A 17,386-nucleotide genomic window follows, 5' to 3' on the forward strand; every position below is an offset into this window, starting at 1 on the left:
CCCCGGTGCGGGCCGCGCGGGGTTCGCGGAGGTCAGTGCCAGAGGGTGACGGTGGCGCCGACCGGGCGCTCGGCGTCCGGCGGGATCGGGCGCTGCAGGCGGACCACGCCGGTGCCGAGCAGCCGCCGGATCTTCACCTTGAACCCCGCCGCCTCCAGCTCCTGCCGGGCCTCGCCGAGGTTCTTGCCGACCACGGTCGGGACCAGCCGCATCTCGCGGCCGTCGTCCCCGGCCTCGGAGTCCTCGCCGCCGCGCATCCACCAGTCCGGCAGGCTGAACCCGCAGTTGACCACGGTGATCTCGGCCGGCATGCCCTTGTCCACCGGCGACTTGGCCTTCGGCACCTGGGCGATGACGGTGCACGGCTCGGCCTCGTCGTCCACCTCGCGCACCTGCACGGGCAGGCCGAGCGACTCCAGGTGCGCCTTGGCGTCGTCGCGGGACATGCCGTTCACGTCCGGCATGAGCAGGCCGTCGCTGATCCGGATCTCGACCTGGGTGCCGGTCTTGACCCGCTCGCCGGCCGGCGGCCGGGACTCCAGCACCTTGCCCCGCGCGACCTGCGGGTTCTCCACCCGGCGCACCTTGCCGACCTTGAGCCCGGCCTCGGCCAGCATGACCCGCGCCTGCTCCTCGGTCATGTCGCGCAGGCCCGGCACGGTCACCAGCTTGGGCCCGAGCGAGGGCACCAGGGTGATCGTGGACGCCTCCTCCACGGAGGTGCCGGCGACCGGGTCGGTGGACAGCACCAGGCCCGCGCCGACCTTCCCGTCGTGCCGGCCCTCGGCCAGCTTGACCTTGAAGCCGCGCGAGACGATCGCCCGCTGCGCCGCCTCGACCGGCCGCCCGAGCAGGTCGGGCACCTGGACGTAGGTGGGCTGCGCGAAGAACCACGCGCTCACCCCGACCGCGCCCACCATGATCACGGCCAGCACGATCAGGAACCAGCCCGCGCCCTTGCGCTTGGCCGGGCGGGGCTCGGCGGGCACCTCGGCCCGCGGCTGGATGAGCGTGTGCGACGGGCTCAACTGCGGCGTCGTGCCCGGCCCGCCGGGCTGCAGGTGCTGCCCGGTCGCCGGCGGCGCCGACAGCCCCACGCCGCTGCCGGGCATCGAGGCATGGCCCATCGACCCGTTCGGCAGCGACGCGTGCGGCATCATCCGGTGCGCCTCGACCGCCGCCACCAGCATCGCCGAGGCGTCGGCGTAGCGGGAGGCGGGCTCGTGCCCGGTGGCCTGGCCGATCAGCGCGTCGATCAGCGGCGTGCCGGTGGGCGGCACCGTCTCGTGCACGTGCTTGTAGGCGACCGCCATCGGGGTCTGCCCCTCGTACGGCTGCCGCCCCGTGATCAGCTCGAAGAGCATGATCCCCGACGCGTAGACGTCGCTGCGCACGTCCGCCCCGCCGGTCGTCACCTGCTCCGGCGACATGTAGCCGATGGTGCCGATCATCATCCCGGTGCGCGTCTGGTTGGTCGCCTCGATCGCGCGGGCCAGCCCGAAGTCCACCACCTTGACCCGGCCGTCGTCGGTCAGGAGCACGTTCTCCGGCTTGACGTCACGGTGCACCATGCCCGCCTGGTGCGCCGAGCCGAGCGCGGCCAGCACCGGGATCATCAGCTCCAGCGCCTCGCGCGGCGCCAGCCGGCCCCGCTCGCGCAGGATGTCGCGCAACGTCTTGCCCGGCACGTACTCCATCGACAGGTACACCACGTCGCCGTCGGTGCCCTGGTCGAAGACGTGCACGATGTTCGGGTGCGACAGGCTCGCCACCGACTTGGCCTCGCCGATGAACCGGCGCACGAAGGCCGGGTCCTCGGCCAGCGAGCGGTGCATCACCTTGAGCGCGACCGTGCGGTCGAGCCGGACGTCCAGCGCCAGGTAGACGCTGGCCATGCCGCCACGGGCGATCCGGGACTCGACGCGGTAGCGCCCGTCGAGTAGCCGCCCGACGAGGGGGTCCGCAGTCGTCGTGTCCACACGCCGAGTTTACGGGCGATTTGCCACCGCGAGGGTTTGACCGCCCGAAACCGATGCTGGATTGACTCTCACGGGGTTAGCGGGGACGAGGCGTGGGCATGGTGCCGCCTCGGGATGCGCCCGGCCAGCCGCGCCTGCCGCCCGGCCTGGACCGCCGCGCGCATGGCCGAGGCCATCAGCTCCGGCCGCTGCGCCCGGGTGACCGCGGTGGCCAGCAGGACGGCGTCGCAGCCCAGTTCCATCGCCAGCGCCGCGTCGCTCGCCGTGCCGATGCCCGCGTCGAGGATCACCGGCACCCCGGCCGCCTCGACGATCAGCTCGATGTTGTGCGGGTTGCGGATGCCGAGCCCGGAGCCGATCGGCGCGCCCAGCGGCATCACCGCCGCGCAGCCCGCCTGCTCCAGCCGCCGGGCCAGCGCCGGGTCGTCCCCGATGTACGGCAGGACCACGAAGCCGTCGGCGACCAGCCGCTCGGCGGCGTCGAAGGTCTCGATCGGGTCGGGCAGCAGCGTGCGCTCGTCGGCGATGACCTCCAGCTTGACCCAGTCGGTGCCCAGCGCCTCGCGCGCCAGCCGCGCGGTCAGCACGGCCTCACCGGCGGTGAAGCAGCCCGCGGTGTTGGGCAGCACCTTGATGTCGCGCTTGCGCAGCACGTCCAGCACCGAGCCGCGGGCGGCCGGGTCGAGCCGCCGCATCGCGACCGTGGTCAGCTCCGTGCCCGAGGCGGCCAGCGCCTGGTCGAGCACCTCCAGCGACGGCGCCCCGCCGGTGCCCATGATCAGCCGGGAGCCGAACCGCTCGCCGGCGATGACCAGCTCGTCCGCCGCGAGGTCCGGCGTGCCCTCAGCCACCCTGCACCGCCGTCAGCACCTCGAGGCGGTCGCCGTCGCCGAGCGCCGTGGACTCCCACGCGCCCCGCCGTACGACCTCGTCGTTGACCGCCGCGGCGACGCCGGTGGTCTGCTCCGTCAGCGTGCGTACGGCTTGCGCCACGGTCGTGCCCTCCGGCACCTCACGCGCGGCGCCGTTGATCGTCACCTTCATCAGAACCTTCCCGGCGAGCACAACGCGGCCAGCTCGCTCTCCTCGCCCTGGATGATCGCGGCGGTGAGCGGGGCGAGCAGCACCCCGCCGCGGTGGTGCCCGGTGGCCAGGGCCAGGCCCGGCTCCGGCGCCGGGCCGATCAGGGGCAGGTTGTCGGGCGTCCCGGGCCGCAGCCCGGCCACGCACTCGACCAGCTCCAGCTCGGTGACGCCCGGCACCAGCTCGCGGGCGTCGCGCAGCAGCTCGTAGACGCCGCCCGCGGTGACGCGGGTGTCGAAGCCCAGCTCCTCCTGCGTCGCGCCGACCACCAGCTCGCCGTCGCCGCGCGGGACGAGGTAGACGGGGTTGCCGTGGACCAGGCCGCGCACGCAGCGGGTGAGCAGCGGCTCGGGGGAGCGCAGGCGCAGGATCTGGCCCTTGACCGGCCGGACCGGGACGTCGTGCAGCGCGCCGCTCCAGGACCCGGCGGCCAGCACGACCCGCTCGGCCTCCAGATCCTCGGGCCCGCCGTCGAGCCCGCCGCCGAAACCGCCGTCGAATCCGCCGTCGAATCCGCTGCCGGGCCCGCCGTCGGATCGCGCCAGCCGTACGCCGTGGACGCGGTCGCCGGAGCGGAGGAGAGCCTCCGCGCGGGCGGCCACGAGCGGCACGGAGAGCCGGGTCAACGCGGCCAGCAGGGCGCGGGTGAGCCGGCGGGGATCGACCCAGGCGTCGCCGCCGGCCAGCAGGCCGCCGCGCACCGAGGGGGCCAGCATGGGCTCCAGCCGCCGGCACTCGCGCCCGGTCAGCCGCTCGACCGGCAGCCCGAGCCCGGCCATGAAGGCGGCCAGCTCGTCGAGCGCGGCCAGGTCGTCGGCGTTGAAGGCGACGTCGAGCGTGCCGTCGGTGCGGTAGTCGAGCAGCGCCGCCCAGTCGGGTTCGCCGAGGTCGGCGGCCAGGTCGGCGGCGAACTCCGGCCAGCGGCGCAGCGAGGCCGAGCCCAGGCGCAGCAGCGCGGTCTCGGTGTAGGCGGTCTCGCTGACCGGGGCCAGCATGCCGGCCGCGGCGTGGGAGGCCCCGGCGCCCGGAGCGGGATCGACGACGGTGACGGGACGCCCGGTGCGGGCCAGCCGCCAGGCGACGGCGAGGCCGGCGACGCCCCCGCCCACGATCACATCCATGTCCGCTCCCTTCGCCGGCATGATCCGGATCAGGTGTCTGCGGTCGAAGGCCGCCAGCCTTCCTCTCAGCCCGGTGCAGCCGGACTCCCGCGCGTCTTGCGGCTCCAGCCTACTAGGGTCGGAGCCGTGAATCATGTCGTGGTGGTCGGCGCGGGCCTGGCCGGGGTACGCAGCGTGGAGGCCCTGAGGGGCCGTGGGTACGAAGGCGGGATCACCTTGCTGGGGCAGGAGCGCCACCGGCCCTACGACCGGCCACCGCTGTCGAAGGCGGTGCTGCTCGGCGAGACGGACCGCACCTACGTGGACGTCGACCTGGAGGCGATGGAGGTGGACTTCCGCCCCGGCGTGGCCGCCAAGGGCCTGCGCGAGGGGGTGGTGGAGACCACCGAGGGCGAGTTGCCCTTCGACGGCCTGGTGATCGCCACCGGCGCCGACCCGATCCGGCTGCCCGGCGACGGGCCGCAGCACGTGCTGCGCACCATCGACGACGCCCTGCTGCTGCGGGCCACCTTCGTGGCCGGGGCGCGGGTGGTCGTCGTCGGCGCGGGCTGGATCGGCGCCGAGGTCGCGACCGCGGCCCGCCGCGCCGGATGCGCGGTGACCGTCGTCGAGGCCGGCCGGGCCCCGCTGGCGCACGCCGTCGCGCCCGAGGTGGGAGAGCGGATCATCCCCTGGTACGACGGCATCGACCTGCGGCTCGGGGCCATGGTGAGCGAGGTGGACGAGGGCGGCGTCCGGCTGACCTCCGGCGAGTTCCTGGACGCCGACGTGGTCGTGGCGGGCATCGGCGTACGGCCGGCCGTCGAATGGCTCGCCGACGCCGACATCGACCTGCACAACGGCGTGGTGACCGACGAGCACCTGCGCACCTCGATGCCCGGCGTGGTCGCGGTCGGCGACTGCGCCGCGTGGTGGTCGCGCCGCTACGGCCGCCGGCTGCGCGTGGAGCACTGGGACACCGCCCTGGGCGCCCCCGAGGTGGCCGCCGCGGCGCTGCTCGGCCAGGACGAGGTCTACGACCCGGTCCCGTACTTCTGGTCGGAGCAGTTCGGGCACATGGTCCAGTTCGCCGGCGACCCGCAGGAGGCGCGGCTGCTCTACCGCGGCGAAGGCGAGCCGAAATGGACCGCGTGCTGGCTGACCAGCGATGATCGCCTCGCCGCGATTCTCACCGTCGACCGGCCGCGCGACCTCGTCCAGGGCCGCCGGATCATCGAAGCGGGACAGCATCTTGACGCGGCGCTGCTGGCGGATTCACAGGTCCCCCTACGAGACTGTGTAGTTTGAGCAAGGACGGCGTGTGGTAGTTGTGGTGTCGTGACGCTCTCTGTTGCACAGATCGACCGGGACACCGAGCAGCTCGTTGACGAGTGGCTCACGCTCCCCGAAGTGGCCAAGCGGCTCGACCTTTCGATCGGCCGCGCCAAGCAGCTCCTCAAGGACCACAAGCTCCTCGGCGTGCGCCGGGGCAGCGGCGGTCCGCAGGTGCCCGCCGTCTTCCTCGACGGCGGCGAAGTGATGAAGGGACTGCCCGGCACGCTCACCGTGCTCCTCGACTCGGGATACGACGACGTCGAGGCTCTGCGCTGGTTGTTCACCCCCGACGACTCGCTCCCCGGCTCGCCCATCGAGGCGATCAGGGCCGGTCGTCACACCGAGGTCAAGCGACGTGCCCAGGCCCTCGCTTTCTGACGCTCGGCTCTACCTCTGCACCGACGGCCGCCGCGACCGCGGTGACCTCGCCGACTTCCTCGACGCCGTGCTCGCCGGCGGCGTCGACATCGTGCAACTCCGGGAAAAAGGCCTGGAAGCACGCGAGGAGCTCGCGCTCCTGGAGGTCTTCCGCGAGGCCTGCGACCGGCACGGCAGGCTCCTGGCGGTGAACGACCGGGCGGACATCGCGTACGCGGCCCGTCCCGACGTGCTCCACCTGGGCCAGGACGACCTGCCCGTGCCCGTCGCGCGCGAGCTGCTCGGCGACGACATCCTCATCGGCCGCTCCACGCACTCCACCGCGGAGGCGTCGGCGGCGGCCGCCGAGGAGGGGGTCGACTACTACTGCTGCGGGCCGATCTGGCCCACACCCACCAAACCCGGACGCCACGCGCCCGGCCCGGAGCTGCTGAGACACGCCGCCGGGCTCGGCGCCGCCCGCCCGTGGTTCGGCATCGGCGGCATCGACCTGGACAACCTCGACGAGGTCCTCTCGTACGGCGTGCGCCGCGTGGTGGTGGTCCGGGCGATCACCGAGGCGGAGGACCCGGGCGCGGCCGCGGCGGAGTTCGCCAAGCGGCTAGCCGCCGCCACCTGACCGACCATCCCTCGTGCCCGGGCCGCAAAGCCCGGGCACGGCTCTTTCCCGCCCGCTTGCCCCGCCCTCGGGCTCAGGTCTTGCGGGAGGCGGCGCGACTTGTCCTGCCCGCGGGCTCAGGTCTTGCGGGAGGTGGCCGCGACCGCCAGTTCGGCCAGCGCCGCCTTGGCCTCGCCGGTGACCGGCGCCTTGTCCAGCACCGCCAGCGACTCCTCCAGGTAGGACCCGATGAGGTCCTCGCACTCCTGCAACGCTCCAGTGTCCTCGATGATCGAGCGGAGCGCCGCGACCCCCGCGGCGTCGAGCTCCGGGTCGCCGAGCAGCCGCCGGATCGTCGCCGCCTCCGCGGCCGAGGCCGCCGCCAGCGCCTTGGCCACCAGCATCGTCCGCTTGCCCTCCCGCAGGTCGTCACCGGCCGGCTTGCCGGTCTCGGCCGGGTCGCCGAAGACGCCGAGGATGTCGTCCCGGAGCTGGAAGGCGATGCCCACCCGGGTGCCGTAGCCGACGCACAGCTCGTCGATCCAGGGCGCGCCGCCGGCGTTGCCCAGCGTCAGGCCGAGCCGCAGCGGCTGCTCCACCGAGTACTTGCCGCTCTTGTAGAGCGCGACGCGCAGCGCGGAGTCGAAGGTGTTCTCGCCGTGCGCCTGCTCCAGCAGGTCGAGGTACTGGCCGCACATCAGCTCGGTGCGCATGTGGTCGTGCACCGGCTGCGCGGCGGCCAGCGCCTCGGGCGGCAGGCCGCTGGTGCGCCACATCTCGCCCGACCAGATGAGCAGCAGGTTGCCCAGCAGGATCGCCGCGCCCTCGCCGAACTGCGCGGCTGAGCCGTACCAGCCGGACCGCTCGTGCAGGGCCTGGAAGCGGCGGTGCGCCGAGGGCATGCCCCGGCGCAGGTCGCTGGAGTCCATCACGTCGTCGTGGACGAGCGCGCTGGCCTGCAGCAGCTCCAGCGAGGCGGCGGCGGCGACGATGGCCGGCGTCTCCGGCCGGCCGGTCGCGCGCCAGCCCCAGTAGCAGAAGGCCGGGCGCAGGCGCTTGCCACCGGCCAGCAGCTCACGCGCCGCCGCGAGCAGCGGAGCGAGCTCGGGGCCACTGACGATCGCCCGCTGCCGGTCGGCGAACTCGGTCAGCGAGCTCTCGACCGCGCTGCGGAGGAAGTCCATGGTCATGCCCTTGAGCGTAATGGCTGCCCGGCGTGCCACCCGCTGTCCATCGGGTGTCGGTACCCTTGTCCCATGGCACTGGGTCGCCCCTCCACTCTCCCCGACCGCGTCCCGACCGTGCGCGAGCTCCTCGCCACCGGCCGGCAGACGTTCTCCTTCGAGTTCTTCCCGCCGAAGAACGCCGAGGGGGAGCGGCAGCTCTGGCGGGCCATCCGGGAGCTGGAGGCGCTGCGGCCGACCTTCGTCTCGGTGACGTACGGCGCGGGCGGCTCCACCCGTGACCGCACGGTCGACATCGTCGAGCGGGTGGCCCACGAGACCACGCTGACCCCGGTGGCGCACTTCACCGCGGTCAACCACTCCATCCGCGAGCTGCGCCATCTTGTCGGGCGCTTCGCCGACGCGGGGGTGCGCAACATCCTCGCGGTGCGCGGCGACCCTCCCGGCGACCCGGGCGCGGAGTGGGTCCAGCACCCCGAGGGGGTGCTGTACGCCGAGGAGCTCGTACGGCTCATCCGGCAGTCGGGCGACTTCTGCGTGGGCGTGGCGGCCTTCCCGTACAAGCATCCGCGCTCGCCGTCCATCGAGGCCGACACCGAGTACTTCGTGCGCAAGTGCCGGGCGGGCGCCGACTACGCGATCACGCAGATGTTCTTCCGGGCCGACGACTATCTCCGGCTGCGCGACCGCGTCGCCGCCCAGGGCTGCGAGACGCCGATCATCCCGTGCATCATGCCGGTGACCCAGTTCAGCACCATCGCCCGCTCCGAGCAGCTGTCGGGCGCGCCGTTCCCCGCCGAGGTGGCCGAGCGCTTCGAGCGGGTCAAGGACGACCCGGCGGCGGTGCGCGCGCTCGGCATCGACCACGGCGCCGAGCTGTGTGAGCGGCTGCTGGCCGAGGGGGCGCCGGGCATCCACTTCATCACCTTCAACCGCTCCAGCGCGACCGCCGAGGTCTTCCAGCGGATCCAGCCCGCCGTCGCCGCGGCCCCGGCCTGACCGGCCCTGATCAGCCCTGGTCAGCCTTCGTTCAGGGTGCTGATCAGGGGGAGCCGTGCGCCCGCGATGGCGTACAGCTCCCAGCCGCCCGGGAAGACGAAGCCGGACAGCAGGTCGTCGAAGCCGAGATCGCGGTAGAGGCGGCGGGCGATCGTGGGCTGGTCGTGGGTGGACAGCACGACCGAGCGCTCGCGCCGCCCCTCGCACAGCCGGGTGAGCAGCGCCCGGCCCACGCCCTTGCCCTGCCAGTCGGGATGCACGTGGATCTCGGCGAGCTCGAAGGCGTCGCCCAGCCAGGCGTCCGCCACGAGCTCGCCACGGTCGTCGCTGAGCGCCCGGTAGACCACGTCGTGCCACCACTGCCCGGACGCGCCGTGGAAGCCGTAGGCGAAGCCCACGCACGTGCCGTCCAACTCGGCCAGGAGCCCGCGGAAGGCCGGGTAGGCGGTGTGGCTGCGCATGATCGCCGTGCGCCCCGGGAGCTGCTCGCCGGGCGGGCGCATAGCCGCGGCGTAGACGCCCACCACCTCGTCGAGGCGGCGGGCGAACTCCGCCGGGCCGGCGTCGCGCAGCTCGATCATTCGACGTCCGCGGCGGTCCCGTCGGTGATGCGCAGCAGTTCCTCGTAGGTGGTCGGGAAGACGGTGTGCGGGTGGCCGCCCGCGGCCCACACCTGTTCGTGCTTGGCCAGCCAGGTGTCCACCAGCGTGCGCACCGGGGCCGGGTGACCGACCGGGGCCACGCCGCCGATGGGCTGGCCGGTCGCCGCCCGCACGAACTCGGGGGTGGCCCGCCGTACCTTCGCCGCCCCCGCCGTGCGCGCGATCAGCTCCACGTCCACGCGATGCGCCCCGCTGGTCAGGACCAGCAGCGGGGCGCCGTCGGCGTCGAAGATCAGGCTGTTGGCGATCGCGCCGACCTCGCACCCGAGCTGCGCGGCGGCGGCCGCCGCGGTGGGCGCGGACTCGGGCAGGACGACGATCTCGCCGCCCGCGCCGAGCTCACGGAGCGCCTCGGCCACGCGGACGGTGGTGGGATGCAACTTTTCCGGCATGCGGCCACTCTAAACAGCTTGACTGGCGAATTACTCCGACATGGTGGTGCGCTAGTGTCACTTGATTCGATTGTTAATGACATATGGGGGTGATGGGAGTGGGCCAACGGCAGCGGGGTTTGGCTGTCGCACTCCTGGCGGCAGGAGCCGTTCTTCTCGCGGGCGGCGGCCAGGCCGCGTCCGCCGCGGTCCAGCAGGTCCCCACGACCGTCGCGGGGGCGACGGCGGGCCCTGTGACGGCTGCGGGCTCCGTGGTGGATCCGGTGGTGGCGCCGCGCAAGACGCTCAAGCTGGGCGCGAAGGGCACGGCGGTGAAGTGGCTGCAGAGCCGCCTGGCCGGGCTCGGCTACAAGCCGGGCAAGGCCGACGGCCGCTACGGCGGGACGACCCTGACGGCCGTCTGGGCCTTCCAGAAGGTCAACGGGATCAAGCCGACCAGCACCATCGGCGCCCGCACCTGGAAGGCGCTGGAGAACCCGAGGACGCCCAAGGTGCTCGTCCCCCGTGGCAAGCCGACCAGGGTCGAGGTCGACCTGACCAAGCAGATCATGGTCTTCTACGTGGACGGCCAGCAGAAGCTGATCTCGCACATCTCCTCCGGGAGCGGCGTGCCGTACTGCGAGACCGCGGTCTGGCAGGGCAAGTCGCAGCGGTTCTGCGGCTCGGCGCGCACGCCCACGGGTGACTACAAGACCACCTGGCGGGCCAACGGCTGGCACCGGTCCTACCTGGGTCAGCTCTACAACCCGATCTTCTTCAACGGCGGCATCGCCTTCCACGGCGCGCTGTCGGTTCCCCTCCAGCCGGCCTCGCACGGGTGCGTGCGGCTGCCGATGAACGTCGCCGAGGTACTGCCCGGCATGCTCGGCAAGGGCGTGCCCGTGCACGTCCGGGGCCGGTTCTCCCGCTAGCCCCGTCGCCGTGAAAGGCCGTGTCCCGCACCGGGGACGCGGCCTTTTCGCTGCGCCTTCCCGGGATCCGGCGGGCTGGGCCCTGTCGCGAACTCGACCGATTGATCGAACCCGTGTTCGGCGATCCGGTTGACACCAGCAGTGATCGAAATTATGTTCGATGTAGCGATGTGAGGCTCGCGGCTCGCATCGAAGAGCCTGGTCGTGGTCGTCGTCCCCCCGGACGGCGGCCACGGCCGGGCTCGCCCGGGCGAAGGGCACGTCCTCGTCGTCGGCGGAGACGAGCTGGGCGTGTCCCGGCCGGACGGGGAGAGGGGAAGCTCCTCGTCCGGCCGCCCGGCGGAAATGTCGGTGGGGTCTGGCAGTGTTGACCTCACTGGTGGGAACGCCGGGAGCCGCCATGACCCCAAGGAGGCTGGCAGAGATGACCCCGCGACGAAACGACGCGCACGGGCCCCGGCTGTCGACCGCGGTCCGGGCTCACCTCAACGACTCACGTTCCTGCCTGGCGGAGGCGGCCACCGCCCGCACCCCGGCAGCCCGCTACGTGGCGGCGCACATGGCCGCCCTCCGGGCCGCCGCCGCCATCCTGGCCGCGCACCCCCGTCCCACCGAGGGCCGCCGTCGCCGGCTGCGCAGTGCCTGGGAACTCCTTCCCGAGGCCGAACCGCAGCTCGCCGACTGGGCCCCCTTCTTCACCGCCAGCGCCGCCAAGCGCGCCTCGGCGGAGGCCGGCGTGGTGCGCAACATCACCACCGCCGACGCCGACGAACTGCTCGCCGAGGCCGAGACCTTCGTCTCCAGAGTGGAGGCGATCCTGGGCGTCCCCGCCCAGCCCCTTCTACCCCTCGACGTGCCCTTGGCCGGCTGAAGAGCAGCGTCCCCGGACGGCCACTGACGACCTTTGACGACCCCTTGGCCCCCTGACGACCTGTAGCGGGCTCCGGCGTCCGGCCTGGGCCTGTAGCGGGCTTCGGCGTCCGGTCTGAGCCTGTAGCGGGCTTCGGCGTCCAGGCCGAGCCTGTAGCGGGCTTCGGCGTCCGGGCCGAGCCCTGGGCCCACCCCGGGTGCCGCCGTGCGCCCACGCCCCGTTCTGGCCTCCGCCCAGGTGGTGCGGTCCGACCCTGGTCTCGCGTTCCCCGGCGAGGCGGCCTGGGTGCCGGTGGTGTTCACCTTGCGTGATGGGTCCCCACGGCCTGCCCGACTGTGCGCTCCGCCGGAAGGTGTCCACGCGGACGTTTGCGCCGGAGGGGGTGGCTGGCCGAGCGATGCCGGTACGCCGGCACCGTCGCCCGGTGTCAGGGGGTGACGAGGAGGAGCAGGCCGCCGTAGCCGGGGCGGTTCCAGGGGAGGTCGCCGAGGTCGGGCGGACCCCACAGCATCACGCCGAAGATGGGCAGGGCGGCCAGGGCCAGGGTGGCGCACAGGAGGGTGGCGGGTTTTCGCATGGTCCCAGGGTCACCTGGTGATCTTGGGAACCGGTTGCGGGCAGCTTGGGGGCCGGAGAGGCGGGACTGCGGCGCGGCCTGGAGCCGGCGAGGCGAGGCGAGGCGAGGCGACAAGAGGGCAAGGAGGGCGGGGCGGGGCGACAAGAGGGCGGGGATGGCGGCAAGAGGGGGGATGGCGGCAAGGAGGGCGGGCGGGGCGTCAAGGGGACGGGGCGGGGCGTCCAAGAGGGCGAAGTTGGGCGACAAAAGAGGCCGTGTCCGGAAAAATGGGACACGGCCTCGGTTAAGCGAAGTGGGGTCAGAAGGACTCGACCGCGCGGCGGGCCTCGGCGTCCAGGACGCCCCAGCTGATGAGCTCCTCGGTCAGCTCACTGGGCGACTTGTCGTAGATGACCGCCAGGGACCGAAGGTCCTCCTGCCGGATGCTGAGCACCTTGCCGTTGTAGTCACCCCGCTGCGACTGGATGGTGGCCGCGTAGCGGGCAAGGGCGCCGGCCTTCTCCTTGGGGAGCTGGGCCAGGCGCTCAAGGTCGATCACAAGCTTCGGCGTCGGGCCGAGCGGGCTGGGCGCGGCACCGCCGGGCAGCAACTCGGAGACGGGCACCCCGTAGAAGTCGGCAAGCTCGGCCAGCTTCTGGACGGTGACGGCTCGGTCACCGCGCTCGTAAGAGCCGACGACCACGGCCTTCCAGCGGCCACGCGACTTCTCTTCGACTCCGTGCAGGGACAGGCCCTGCTGGGTGCGGATGGCGCGGAGTCGAGCACCCAGCATCTTTGCGTACTCAGACGGCATCGTGTGGCCCCCCGGCTTCTCTTATGACGTGCTCTCAGTAAATTGTCCTCCCTCGCGGCATATGCCCGAGCCACCGGGGGGTGGTGCCCCTAGGGGCACCATCGGTAGCCATGAGCCTGGTTGACCCAGATCGGCCGCGAGGTGTGGTTACGCACAGTGACGGTAAAGGTCCCGTCGCCGAAGGTCAAGCTGATTGGAAAAAAGATGCCGAATCCGGTCCGGCGGGATGTGCCACAAATGTCACATGAGCACCTTCAGCACCACTACGTCGTCATTGTTTGCCAGGTTGCCTAGTGAGGATCATCGCAGGACGCTGAGCCGCCTTGATGATCTTGAGTGAGGTGTCCCCGAGGAAGACCCGGCGCAGCGGCCCGCTGTCGCTGGACGCGCAGATGATCATCTCGCCGTCGACCCAGGCGACCGAGTCGATGGCCTCCTTCACCGTGCGTCCCTCGGCCATCTCCACCTCGACCTCGATCCGCCGGCGCTGCCCGCGGGCGGCGGAGCGCAGGTCGCTGTCGGCCTGGTCGCGCAGCCGCTCGACCATGGCGGTCTCCAGCTCCGCGTTGCCGCCGCGGATCAGCCCGCCCTGGATGAGCAGCGTGACCAGCCGCATCGAGACGCCGAGCTGGGCGGCGGCCTTGGCGGCCAGCCGGGTGGCCTCGTCACAGCCTGGCCCGCGCCGGTAGGCGACGGTGAGCCGCTCGAAGGCGGCCGGCGCCGTCTCGCCCCAGCCCCTGGGCGCCAGGAGCACGGGCACCGAGGAGGCGTGCAGGAGCTGGTCGGCGGTGCTGCCGAGGGCGATGCGGCCCTTGGTGCCGTGCGGCGCGGACCCGATGACGACCAGGTCGGCGCCCTGCCGCCGGGCCAGGTCCACCAGGCCGCGCCCGCTGCCCTTGTTGTGGTGGACCACGTAGGAGGCGTCCGGCCCGGCGATCTCCCGTGCCTCGGAGAGGGAGTCCTCGGCTTGCTCGCGCAGGTAGGCGCGCCACGCCCCCTCGTCGGCCCGCCCGGGCCCCGGCGTCGGCCAGGGCGGCGGCTGGATGGTGGCCACCGTCAGCTCGGCCCCGGACTGCCTGGCCAGCAGTACGGCCAGCAGCAGCCCGTCCCGCCCGCGCGCCTCCGGAATGAACCCGGTCAGAATCTTCTTGATCTTCATGAGGCCAACCTCGAGTGGCGATAGCCGTACGCGGCATAGGCGATGAGGCCCACGATCATCCAGATCAGGAAGGCCACCCACGTGACACCGGCCAGCCCGGCCATGACCAGCACGCAGAAGAGCACGCCCAGGATCGGGGTGATCGGGAACAACGGCGTCCGGAAGGAGCGGGGCAGGTCCGGCCGGGTGTAGCGGAGCACGAGCACGCCCACGTTGACGATGGCGAAGGCGAACAGGGTGCCGATGCTGGTGGCCTCGGCGAGCTGGCCGAGCGGGATGAGCCCGGCCAGGACGGCGATGAAGGCCGTCACGATGAGCGTGTTGGCCACCGGCACCTGGCGGCGCGGGTTGACCTTCTGGAAGACGCGCGGGATGAGCCCGTCGCGCGACATCGCGAACAGGATGCGGGTCTGGCCGTACATGACGGTCAGGACGACGCTGGCGATGGCGATGACCGCGCCGAAGGAGACGATCAGGCCGGGCCAGGTGGCGCCGGTGGCCAGGTCCACGATGAGCGCGAGGCTGGCCTCGGTGGTGTCGGGGTCGAAGTCCTGCCACGGCATGGCGCCGATGGCGGCGATGGCGACCAGGACGTAGATGACCGTGACCACCAGCAGCGACAGGATGATCGCCAGCGGCAGGTCGCGCTTGGGGTTCTTGGCCTCCTCGCCGGCGGTCGAGGCGGCGTCGAAGCCGATGTAGGAGAAGAACACCTGGGAGGCGGCGGCGGTGATGCCGGCGATGCCCATGGGCGCGAAAGGCGCGAAGTTCTTCGTCTGGAAGGCGGTGAAGGCGACGATGACGAAGAACGCCAGCACCGCGACCTTGATGAGCACGAAGACCGCGTTGGCGGTGGCCGACTCCGAGGAGCCGCCGAGCAGCAGCCAGCAGGCCAGCACCACGATCAGGATGGCGGTCACGTTGACCACGCCGCCCTGGTCGCCGGGGGAGTGGGTGACGGCGGCCGGCAGCTCCCAGCCGAACAGTCCCTTGAGGAAGGTGTTGAGGTACTCGCCCCAGCCGACGGCGACCGCCGCGACCGAGACGGCGTACTCCAGCATGAGGCACCACCCGCAGATCCAGGCGACCAGCTCGCCCAGGGTGGCGTAGGCGTAGGAGTAGGAGGAGCCGGAGACCGGGATGGTCCCGGCCAGCTCGGCGTAGCTGAGCGCCGAGAACAGGGCGGTCACCGCGGCCAGGACGAAGGCGAGCACCACGGCGGGTCCCGCCTTCGGCACGGCCTGGCCGAGGATGACGAAGATGCCGGTCCCGAGGGTGGCGCCGACGCTGAAGAGCGTGAGCTGCCAGAGCCCCATGGTCCGGCGCAGCTCGCCGCCCTCGCCCCGGCCGGCCTCGGCCACGATCTCGTCGGTGGGTTTGGTGCGGAGCAACCGCTGCACCACGGTCATCCGGTCCCCCTCGGGCTACAGGGTGCTGGCCAGCGGCCAGGTGGCGTTGGGCGTGACGATCGTGCCCGCGGTGCCGGCGAGGATCTCCACGGCCTGGTCGAGCTTCCCGATGGCGGCCATGTCGCCGGTCGTCTCCACGAACCGGCACACAGCATCCACTTTGGGCCCCATGGACCCGGCTGGGAAGTCGATGGACCGCAGCTCGTGCGGCGTGGTGTGGGCGATCTCGGTCTGCTGCGGGGTGCCGAAGTCCTTCATCACCCGGGGCACGTCGGTCAGGATGAGGAAGGCGTCGCATTCGAGCGCCTCGGCCAGCAGGGCGGCGGTGAGGTCCTTGTCGATGACCGCCTCGACGCCGCGCAGCCGGCCGTCCTCGTCGCGGATGACCGGGATGCCGCCGCCGCCGGCGGCCACGACGGTGACGCCGTCGCGCATCGCCTTGCGGATCAGCCGGGTCTCCACCACGCGTTGCGGCATGGGGGAGGGCACCACCCGGCGCCAGTACTGGCCGTCCGGCCGTACCGTCCAGCCGTTCTCCCTGGCCAGCTTCTCGGCCTCGGCCTGGCTGTAGACCTGGCCGACGAACTTGGTCGGGTTCTCGAAGGCCGGGTCGGTGACCGAGACCAGCGTCTGGGTGACCATGGACAGCACCTGGCGGCCGGGCAGGGCGTTCTGCAGGGCCTGCAGCAGCCAGTAGCCGATCATGCCCTGCGTCTCGGCGCCGAGCGTGTCGAACGGGTAGGACTTGGTCAGGTTCGGGTCGCCGGCGCTCTCCACGGCCAGGACGCCGACCTGCGGGCCGTTCCCGTGGGTGATGATCAGCTCGTGCTGGGCGGCCACCCGGGCGAGCGTCTTGACCGCGGTGCGGACGTTCTCGATCTGGTTCTCGGCGTCCGGCTTCTCGCCGCGTTGCAGCAGGGCGTTGCCCCCGAGGGCGACGATGACGCGCATCAGTCCCCCAGGGTGGCGACCATGATCGCCTTGATGGTGTGCATGCGGTTCTCGGCCTCGGCGAAGACGATCGAGCGCGGCGACTCGAAGACGCTCTCGGTGACTTCGAGGGCGTCCATGCCGGTCTTCTCGAAGATGTCCTCGCCGACCTTGGTCTCGCGGTTGTGGAAGGCCGGCAGGCAGTGCATGAACAGCACGTCCGGGTTGCCGGTGGCCTTCACCACCTTGTCGTTGACCTGGTACGGCTTGAGCAGCTTGATGCGCTCGTCCCAGACCTCCTTGGGCTCGCCCATGGAGACCCAGACGTCGGTGTAGAGGTAGTCGACGCCCTTGACGCCCTTGGCCACGTCGTCGGTGACGGTGATGCGGGCGCCGGTCCGCTTGGCCAGGTCCTTGGCGGGCTTGACGACCATCTTGGCGTCCGGCTGCAGCGTCTTTGGCGCCACCAGCCGCACGTCCATGCCGAACATGGCGCCGGTGACCAGCAGCGAGTTGCCCATGTTGTTGCGGGCGTCGCCGAGGTAGGCGAAGGAGATCTCGTGCAGCGGCTTGTCGCTGTGCTCCTCCATGGTCAGCATGTCGGCGAGCATCTGGGTCGGGTGCCACTCGTCGGTCAGGCCGTTCCAGACCGGGACGCCGGCGTAGCGGGCCAGCTCCTCGACGTTGGACTGGGCGCTGCCGCGGTACTCGATGGCGTCGAACATCCGGCCCAGCACGCGGGCGGTGTCCTTGACCGACTCCTTGTGGTTCATCTGGGAGCCGGACGGGTCGAGGTAGGTGACGTGCGCGCCCTGGTCGTGCGCGGCGACCTCGAAGGCGCAGCGGGTGCGCGTGGAGGTCTTCTCGAAGATGAGCGCGATGTTCTTGCCCTTGAGCCGCGGCTGCTCGGTGCCGGCGTACTTGGCCGCCTTGAGGTCGGCCGAGAGCCGGAGCAGGTAGCGGAACTCCTCGGGCGTGAAGTCGAGCTCCTTGAGGAAGCTGCGGTTGCGCAGGTTGAATGCCATG

19 protein-coding genes and 1 riboswitch are annotated in these 17,386 nt (G+C 72.1%); of the genes, 6 read left to right on the forward strand and 13 right to left on the reverse strand.

Translation table 11 applies throughout. The features are described 5' to 3' along the window. Nucleotides 1-32: 32 nt before the first annotated feature. The 4 genes from pknB to ACIBG7_RS09790 all read right to left on the reverse strand — a co-directional run bounded on the left by pknB (nucleotide 33) and on the right by ACIBG7_RS09790 (nucleotide 4,183). Nucleotides 33-1,979 (reverse strand): Stk1 family PASTA domain-containing Ser/Thr kinase, encoded by a 1,947-nt coding sequence (gene pknB / locus ACIBG7_RS09775; protein WP_397335786.1) that lies wholly within the window; start codon nucleotides 1,977-1,979, stop codon nucleotides 33-35. 68 nt (nucleotides 1,980-2,047) lie between these two features. Further along, nucleotides 2,048-2,830 (reverse strand): thiazole synthase, encoded by a 783-nt coding sequence (locus ACIBG7_RS09780; protein WP_397335787.1) that lies wholly within the window; start codon nucleotides 2,828-2,830, stop codon nucleotides 2,048-2,050. After that, nucleotides 2,823-3,023: a sulfur carrier protein ThiS gene (gene thiS / locus ACIBG7_RS09785; protein ID WP_397335788.1), complete on the reverse strand. Its 201-nt coding sequence runs from the start codon at nucleotides 3,021-3,023 to the stop codon at nucleotides 2,823-2,825. Before thiS ends, ACIBG7_RS09780 begins: the two co-directional genes overlap by 8 nt. Continuing rightward, nucleotides 3,023-4,183 carry an FAD-dependent oxidoreductase gene (locus tag ACIBG7_RS09790; protein WP_397335790.1) on the reverse strand — a complete coding sequence of 387 codons (1,161 nt, stop codon included), beginning with the start codon at nucleotides 4,181-4,183 and terminating at the stop codon, nucleotides 3,023-3,025. Before ACIBG7_RS09790 ends, thiS begins: the two co-directional genes overlap by 1 nt. Then, nucleotides 4,173-4,284, reverse strand: a riboswitch (TPP riboswitch). Its footprint overlaps the gene before it by 11 nt. A gap of 25 nt (nucleotides 4,285-4,309) precedes the next feature. Here ACIBG7_RS09790 and ACIBG7_RS09795 point away from each other — a divergent pair. From ACIBG7_RS09795 to thiE, 3 genes are read left to right on the forward strand one after another with little or no spacing between them, the layout of a single operon-like run. Then, nucleotides 4,310-5,470 (forward strand): NAD(P)/FAD-dependent oxidoreductase, encoded by a 1,161-nt coding sequence (locus tag ACIBG7_RS09795; RefSeq protein ID WP_397335791.1) that lies wholly within the window; start codon nucleotides 4,310-4,312, stop codon nucleotides 5,468-5,470. A 30-nt stretch (nucleotides 5,471-5,500) separates the two neighbouring features. Beyond that, complete coding sequence (locus tag ACIBG7_RS09800; RefSeq protein WP_357924226.1) at nucleotides 5,501-5,875, forward strand: Rv2175c family DNA-binding protein; 375 nt, start codon at nucleotides 5,501-5,503, stop codon at nucleotides 5,873-5,875. After that, nucleotides 5,853-6,494: a thiamine phosphate synthase gene (gene thiE / locus ACIBG7_RS09805; protein WP_357924228.1), complete on the forward strand. Its 642-nt coding sequence runs from the start codon at nucleotides 5,853-5,855 to the stop codon at nucleotides 6,492-6,494. Before ACIBG7_RS09800 ends, thiE begins: the two co-directional genes overlap by 23 nt. Before the next feature lie 116 nt (nucleotides 6,495-6,610). Here thiE and ACIBG7_RS09810 read toward each other — a convergent pair whose 3' ends face one another. Further along, on the reverse strand, nucleotides 6,611-7,663 hold the full coding sequence (locus tag ACIBG7_RS09810; protein WP_357924230.1) for a polyprenyl synthetase family protein: 1,053 nt from the start codon (nucleotides 7,661-7,663) through the stop codon (nucleotides 6,611-6,613). 66 nt (nucleotides 7,664-7,729) lie between these two features. Between ACIBG7_RS09810 and metF the strand changes: the two genes are divergently transcribed. After that, nucleotides 7,730-8,656 carry a methylenetetrahydrofolate reductase [NAD(P)H] gene (gene metF / locus ACIBG7_RS09815; RefSeq protein WP_357924232.1) on the forward strand — a complete coding sequence of 309 codons (927 nt, stop codon included), beginning with the start codon at nucleotides 7,730-7,732 and terminating at the stop codon, nucleotides 8,654-8,656. A gap of 20 nt (nucleotides 8,657-8,676) precedes the next feature. Here metF and ACIBG7_RS09820 read toward each other — a convergent pair whose 3' ends face one another. Continuing rightward, the gene (locus ACIBG7_RS09820; protein ID WP_397335792.1) at nucleotides 8,677-9,237 is read right to left on the reverse strand and encodes a GNAT family N-acetyltransferase; all 561 of its coding nucleotides are present in this window, start codon (nucleotides 9,235-9,237) and stop codon (nucleotides 8,677-8,679) included. Beyond that, nucleotides 9,234-9,710 carry a YbaK/EbsC family protein gene (locus ACIBG7_RS09825; RefSeq protein ID WP_397335793.1) on the reverse strand — a complete coding sequence of 159 codons (477 nt, stop codon included), beginning with the start codon at nucleotides 9,708-9,710 and terminating at the stop codon, nucleotides 9,234-9,236. Before ACIBG7_RS09825 ends, ACIBG7_RS09820 begins: the two co-directional genes overlap by 4 nt. Before the next feature lie 119 nt (nucleotides 9,711-9,829). Here ACIBG7_RS09825 and ACIBG7_RS09830 point away from each other — a divergent pair, with 119 nt between their 5' ends. After that, the gene (locus ACIBG7_RS09830) at nucleotides 9,830-10,621 is read left to right on the forward strand and encodes a peptidoglycan-binding protein (RefSeq protein ID WP_397335794.1); all 792 of its coding nucleotides are present in this window, start codon (nucleotides 9,830-9,832) and stop codon (nucleotides 10,619-10,621) included. Nucleotides 10,622-11,045: 424 nt separating this feature from the next. Further along, nucleotides 11,046-11,492, forward strand: a complete 447-nt coding sequence (locus tag ACIBG7_RS09835) for an SAV_6107 family HEPN domain-containing protein (protein ID WP_357924240.1) — start codon at nucleotides 11,046-11,048, stop codon at nucleotides 11,490-11,492. A 427-nt stretch (nucleotides 11,493-11,919) separates the two neighbouring features. Here ACIBG7_RS09835 and ACIBG7_RS09840 read toward each other — a convergent pair whose 3' ends face one another. From ACIBG7_RS09840 to argF, 6 genes are all read right to left on the reverse strand, one after another. After that, on the reverse strand, nucleotides 11,920-12,069 hold the full coding sequence (locus ACIBG7_RS09840) for a hypothetical protein (protein ID WP_357924242.1): 150 nt from the start codon (nucleotides 12,067-12,069) through the stop codon (nucleotides 11,920-11,922). A gap of 298 nt (nucleotides 12,070-12,367) precedes the next feature. Next, complete coding sequence (locus ACIBG7_RS09845) at nucleotides 12,368-12,862, reverse strand: transcriptional regulator (protein ID WP_357924244.1); 495 nt, start codon at nucleotides 12,860-12,862, stop codon at nucleotides 12,368-12,370. Between the two features lie 271 nt (nucleotides 12,863-13,133). Next, entirely contained in the window at nucleotides 13,134-14,021 is an 888-nt protein-coding gene (locus ACIBG7_RS09850) for a universal stress protein (protein ID WP_397335795.1), read from the reverse strand. Continuing rightward, a complete protein-coding gene (locus ACIBG7_RS09855) occupies nucleotides 14,018-15,430 on the reverse strand; it encodes an amino acid permease (protein ID WP_357924248.1) in 1,413 nt (470 codons plus the stop codon). Before ACIBG7_RS09855 ends, ACIBG7_RS09850 begins: the two co-directional genes overlap by 4 nt. Before the next feature lie 15 nt (nucleotides 15,431-15,445). Further along, nucleotides 15,446-16,381 (reverse strand): carbamate kinase, encoded by a 936-nt coding sequence (arcC, locus tag ACIBG7_RS09860; protein WP_397335796.1) that lies wholly within the window; start codon nucleotides 16,379-16,381, stop codon nucleotides 15,446-15,448. Continuing rightward, entirely contained in the window at nucleotides 16,381-17,385 is a 1,005-nt protein-coding gene (gene argF, locus ACIBG7_RS09865; protein ID WP_357924251.1) for an ornithine carbamoyltransferase, read from the reverse strand. Before argF ends, arcC begins: the two co-directional genes overlap by 1 nt. Nucleotide 17,386: the final 1 nt, after the last annotated feature.

Source organism: Nonomuraea sp. NPDC050328, from assembly GCF_044459405.1.
Classification (GTDB): domain Bacteria; phylum Actinomycetota; class Actinomycetes; order Streptosporangiales; family Streptosporangiaceae; genus Nonomuraea.